We start from the raw sequence: 4,990 nt of genomic DNA, 5'->3' as shown, positions 1-4,990 counted from the left end.
AAAAAGGCCCGCCGCTCTCGCGACGGGCCCTGCCTTTTTAACCCTTTTTCGGATTCAGGGGGTTTCAAGCATGTTGAAAAAGGATTTTTGCATGCGCGGCGTCAGCATGGTCCAGACCACGACGCTGCCCTGCCGGATGAGATAGGAATCCCCCGGCAGATAGAGCCTCGTCTCGCCGGTTTCATCCTTCATGAGAAAGGCCCCGGAAATGACGGTGCCGTGCTCGGTGAAGGGGAAAGTGATGCGGACTTGGCTGGGCCCGGTGGCCTCGAAGATCCCGGCGCTGGCCGTCGGGGTCGCGTAATCGAAGCGGGCGAAGATCCGAAGCTTGCCCCAGAGGACCTCGCCGCCCAGGGCCGCCGGGTCGGGGAATTCGATCATCTCGGACTGGGGTATGGTATCACCGAGATTATAAGTGACTTGCTCGCCCACCGGCACATTGTCCACCGGGGGCAACTGGGCCTGGGCCAAACTTGGGACCGCAAACATCATCGACAATAAAATCATCATTCGTCTCATAACATGCCTCCCTTTCCGGAATGAATGGTTGATAGCCGCGATTTTAAGAATCGGCTCCGGGCCGCGAGTCCCTAAAAAGGGGGATTTTTGGATTGATGGGGGTGGGGGCGGAGCCTAGAATGAAGCCTCCCATGCTCAGCTCCGCCGCAAGAGAAGGCCTGCTCATCGACGTGGTACGCTCCGCCTATGAAGCGGTCAGCTTCGAGGAGTTCGGCGGCCAAATCCTGCCTTCGCTGGAAAGGCTCTTCGACACCAGCACCGCCCTGTTATTCCGCTGCGATGAGCAAGGCCGGCCCCTCGCCTTGGCCGGATCGTTGGCCGAATGTCATGAATATTACGCCAAGCATTACTATGCCCAGGACCCCTTGCACCCCCTGCTGCGGCGGCTCAATCCCCGCTTCTTGCACGCGCCCAGCCTGCCGGAGTGGAAGGAATTTGCCCTGCATCCCGCCCATACTTATTGCGCCCAACATTACGACTTCGAGAATTTCATCCACCTGCGGCTGAGCGAAGGCAAAATGCACGCGCCCGGCATGGTCGGGATGCTGCTGGCTCGGGCCGATTGGCAGCCGGACTTCAGCCCTGGCGAGCTGAAAACCTTGATTCGCCTGATCCCGGCCTTGAGCGCTTTGGCGTCACGAAGCTCCCAGGGCCTGGTCCCGCCACGGTCGCTGGCCGATTGCCTGGTCGATTTCGACGCGCCGCCGCGCCTGGCCTTCGACGCCCGCGGAGCCTTGCTCTGGGCTTCCGAGCGGGCCGAGCAACTGCTCGAGCTCAAGTCACGGGGCGAAAAAGGCGTCCCCGAAGCCTTGAGCCTCGCCGTGCGGCGGCTGGCGGCCTTGCTGCGGCGGGATGCCAATGGCCTCCCGCCCCAGCCCGATCTCGAGCTCGCCCTGGCCACGGGTCCGCTGCGAGCCGAGCTCCAGCTCGCCCGCGGCTCCGAAAAGACTTTCATCCTCGTCACGCTCGAGGAGCCGGAGTCCCCTCGCCGGATCGAGGAGCTGCGGGCCCGGCATGGCCTGACCCGGGCCGAAGCCCAGGTGCTCCAGCTGATCGCCCAGGGCCTGGGCGATCGGGAGATCGCGAAACGGCTTTTCGTCTCGGAGGAAACGGTCCACACCCACGGCGGAAGAGTGCTGGCCAAGCTCGGCGTGCGCTCCCGGCTCCAGGCGGCGCTGTTGGCCCACGGCCATCGGATCGAAGCCGAGGCCGAAAGGGCGAATAAAAGTTAAGGGCGCCGGCGGTTCGATCCGGCGCCCTTCCCTCGGCCCTATTTCCCCGCTCAGTCGTGCTCGACGTCGCTCGGGCAATTCGCGTTGGTTTCGTCGGCTTGGGCCACGCCATCGCCACAATCGGGGGTGCAATCCTCGGGGGCGTTGTCATGGTTCTCGCCGCGGCTGGGCACGCAAATGCCGTCGCCGATGAAGGGCGCGGGGAACGGCGGCGAGTAGGGCCAAAGCGCGGCCTCGCCGCTGTCACCCTCTTCGAAGGGATACCAGATCGACAGGACCCAGGAGCTTCGGTCGAAGGTCTTCGGCCATTGCAGGGCATCGAAGAGCTTGCCCATCGTGGGCTGGGCCATCATCGCGTTCAGCGTGGCGAAGTCGGGCGCCGGCGGATCGGGCAAGGCCTCGCGGTTGTCGAAAGTGACGATGTTCACGACCCGTTGCTCTTCGTTGTAGAGCAGCCAAATCGCGGTGTAGCCTCGGTTGTAGGCCTCCAGGACCAGCAAGGGATAGACGACCTTGAGCAGCAGCTCGACGGCCGGGCCGCCATGGGCCGGCGTCTCCCAGCGCTCGGTGCGCAGGACGTGCTGGCTGGTGCGGGAGCTCTTGAACTCGTAAGCGCCGATCACCTTGTAGAAGGCGGCGGCATGGTTGATGAAATAGGCCCGTTGCGGCATCAGCAGGCCGTCGAGGATGAAGTCGTGGCTGACCCAATTGTAGAAGTCCTCGGCGTCCTCTTCGGTGTCGAAGAGGAAGGTTCCGCCGCTATAGGGCAGCCCCTGTTCGTCGAAGGTGAAGGGAATGTGCTTGATCTGGAAGCCGGGGCGGGCCGCCATATACATGCGGTCGCGCTCGATGGCCGCCCCGAGCAGGAAATCCGGGTTTCCCAAGGTCAGCGCGGGGTCGAGCATGAAATCGTCGGTGGCGGCGCCCTTGGCCCGGATCTCGCCCGCTTGCGACGGGACGGAAAATCCGCCGGCCAGGAAGCATCCGAATAGAAATGCGGCCATTATTTTGATACTGATTCTCGGCATGTGATCCTCCTTTGCCTGAATCGATGTTGAAGATAGGCCGATTCTAGAGCCGAGGGCGGATCGGGCTCATCCTGAGCAATATTGAATTTTGGAGATTGAGTGAGACCGAGGTCTCATCTAAAATAAGCGCCGGATATGTTGGGTTCAGGGGAACAATCGAAATTAGCCGGCGAAATCCTTCGGGAATCCTACGAGGCGATCACCCTCCAGGACCTCGGGCTACGCATCCTGCCGCTCATCGACCGGCTCTTCGACACCAGCACTTCCTTGCTCTACCGCTGCAATGAGCGCCGCGAGCTGGTCGCCATCGCCGGCAGCCTCAGCGAAGCCCACAATTATTATGCGGAGCACTATATCTCCGACGATCCGATGCAAGAGGCTCAGCGGCAGCGCAATGCTTGGATCCTCCACGGGCCGAGCTGCGCCGAATGGAAGGGATTCATCGATCGGCCGGTCCACACCGAGTTCGCCACCCATTACGGCGTCGACAATTACATCTCGATCAAGCTCAACGACCGAAACATGCACGACGCCGGTCAGGTCGGCATCATCCTGGCCCGGACCGCCAAGCAGCCCGACTTCAGCGAGCGCGAGCGGATGAACTTGAGCAACATCCTCCCGGCCTTGGAAGCCCTGACCCGGCGCGACGAGCGCTGGGAAACCCAGTTCCGCTCCCAGCCCTTCCTCGAATCGATGCTCGATCTCGACGACAAGCCCAAGATCGCGATGGACAGCCGCGGCTCCCTGCTCTGGGCCTCGGAGCGGGCCGGCGCCCTACTGAATCTCGGTGGAAACCAAAAGCGCGCTTTGCCCGAGGCCTTGGTCAAGGCCGGCCGCCAGCTCGGCGCCTTGCTTCGGAAAAATTCAGCTCTCCCGCCTCCGCCCAGCGCGGTCGCGGTTCCGCGCCAAGGCCAAGAGCCGATTCGCGCCGACCTAAGGCTGGCCCGAACACCCGGCGGGAGCGCCTTCATCATCGCCGAGCTCGAAGATCCCGGCTTGTCGCCCCAGCTGGAAGAGCTGAAGGCCCGCCACCAACTGACGGCCGCCGAAACTCAGGTCCTGCGCCTCATCGCTCAGGGCTTAAGCGACAAGGAGATCGGCCGCCGCCTCTTCGTCTCGATGCCGACGGTTCATTCCCATGTGACCCGGATCTTGGGAAAGCTCGGCCTCTCTTCGCGGCTCCAAGCCGCGCTCCTCGCCCGCGGTCATCGCCTGTAGCGCCGCCGATTTCCCCCCTTTGAAAAAGGGGGGATCAAGGGGGGATTTGAAGCGGTCGCACGAACACCAATTCAGGTTCGGCCACCTGTCGCATCTTTAAATCCCCCCTGCCCCCCTTTTTCAAAGGGGGAAAAGTTTTCCGCCAAATTTTTCTTCTCCCGATAAAATCGGACTTGCGCCCTCGAATTTTTTCTCGCACAATTTTTGTACAAACTTACCTTTCAAATTGATTGGGGGAATACGAAAGGTCTTAAGGGGAGGTGTGGTGTGCGAGTCCTTAAGGCATTGTTGTATTCTTCCGTCCTATTTCTTTCACTCTCAACCTTCAGCAACGGCGCCCTGGCGGGTCGAGACTCCTACGTTCACAACGGATATACCTCGAACCTGCAGGGAATTTATCAGACCACGATCCTGCGGGCGGTGGTGGAGGTGCGGGACGGCATCGGCGGGGAGCTTCTCTATAGCCAGAAGTTCTGCAATCCCAACAATCAAAACGACGTCAGCGCCATGCTCCGGATGGAGGCCGGCCACTATCAAGCCACCTTGAACGTCGATCCGATGGTCCTCGCCGCGGCCGAGGATCCGGTGCTCGAGGTCAGAACCTTGCGATCCGATGGAACCTGCAACACCATTCTGAGCCAAAACAACGCGGTGAGATATCGGCCGGAAAAGATCGGCGCGCGAGCTTACGCGGCCTGGTCTCAATTGGCCGACGTCGCGGCCGGGCTGCTGCAAACGCTCGGCGTCTTCGACGAGGAAGGCAATCTGCTCTACGAATTGACCCTGCCGGCGGACAACGGAAGCGCCGGCCAGCTGCTCAGCACCGACGGCAGCGGCAATTTGAGCTGGATCGACGTCAGCGGCATCGAAGGACCGCCGGGGCCTGAAGGGCCTCCGGGGCCGCAAGGACCGGTCGGAGCCACCGGGCCGGCGGGCCCAACCGGACCGGCGGGGCCCGCGGGGGCCGACGGCGCCGCGGGGCCGCCAGGGCCG

The 4,990-nt window shown here is 62.4% G+C and carries 5 protein-coding genes; 3 read left to right on the top strand and 2 right to left on the bottom strand.

Annotated features, from left to right (window positions below; genetic code table 11):
* Positions 1–54: 54 nt before the first annotated feature.
* Positions 55–519: a cupin domain-containing protein gene (locus VJR29_13235; protein HKY64371.1), complete on the bottom strand. Its 465-nt coding sequence runs from the start codon at positions 517–519 to the stop codon at positions 55–57.
* A gap of 119 nt (positions 520–638) precedes the next feature.
* On the opposite strand from VJR29_13235, the gene VJR29_13230 reads away from it, so the two are divergent.
* Positions 639–1,751, top strand: a complete 1,113-nt coding sequence (locus VJR29_13230) for a LuxR C-terminal-related transcriptional regulator (GenBank protein HKY64370.1) — start codon at positions 639–641, stop codon at positions 1,749–1,751.
* 50 nt (positions 1,752–1,801) lie between these two features.
* Here the strand turns inward: VJR29_13230 and VJR29_13225 are convergent, their stop codons facing one another.
* Positions 1,802–2,779, bottom strand: a complete 978-nt coding sequence (locus VJR29_13225) for a hypothetical protein (protein ID HKY64369.1) — start codon at positions 2,777–2,779, stop codon at positions 1,802–1,804.
* A 135-nt stretch (positions 2,780–2,914) separates the two neighbouring features.
* Between VJR29_13225 and VJR29_13220 the strand changes: the two genes are divergently transcribed.
* Both VJR29_13220 and VJR29_13215 read left to right on the top strand, forming a co-directional pair.
* Positions 2,915–3,997, top strand: coding sequence for a LuxR C-terminal-related transcriptional regulator (locus VJR29_13220; protein HKY64368.1), 1,083 nt, complete (start codon positions 2,915–2,917; stop codon positions 3,995–3,997).
* A gap of 288 nt (positions 3,998–4,285) precedes the next feature.
* Positions 4,286–4,990: hypothetical protein (locus tag VJR29_13215; GenBank protein HKY64367.1), on the top strand; the 705-nt coding region annotated here is incomplete at its 3' end.

The organism is bacterium (assembly GCA_035281585.1).
In the GTDB taxonomy this organism is placed as follows: Bacteria; UBA10199; UBA10199; order DSSB01; family DSSB01; genus DATEDP01.
Note: the sequence above shows the minus strand (reverse complement) of the source record. Positions and strands in the feature narration are given on the sequence as shown.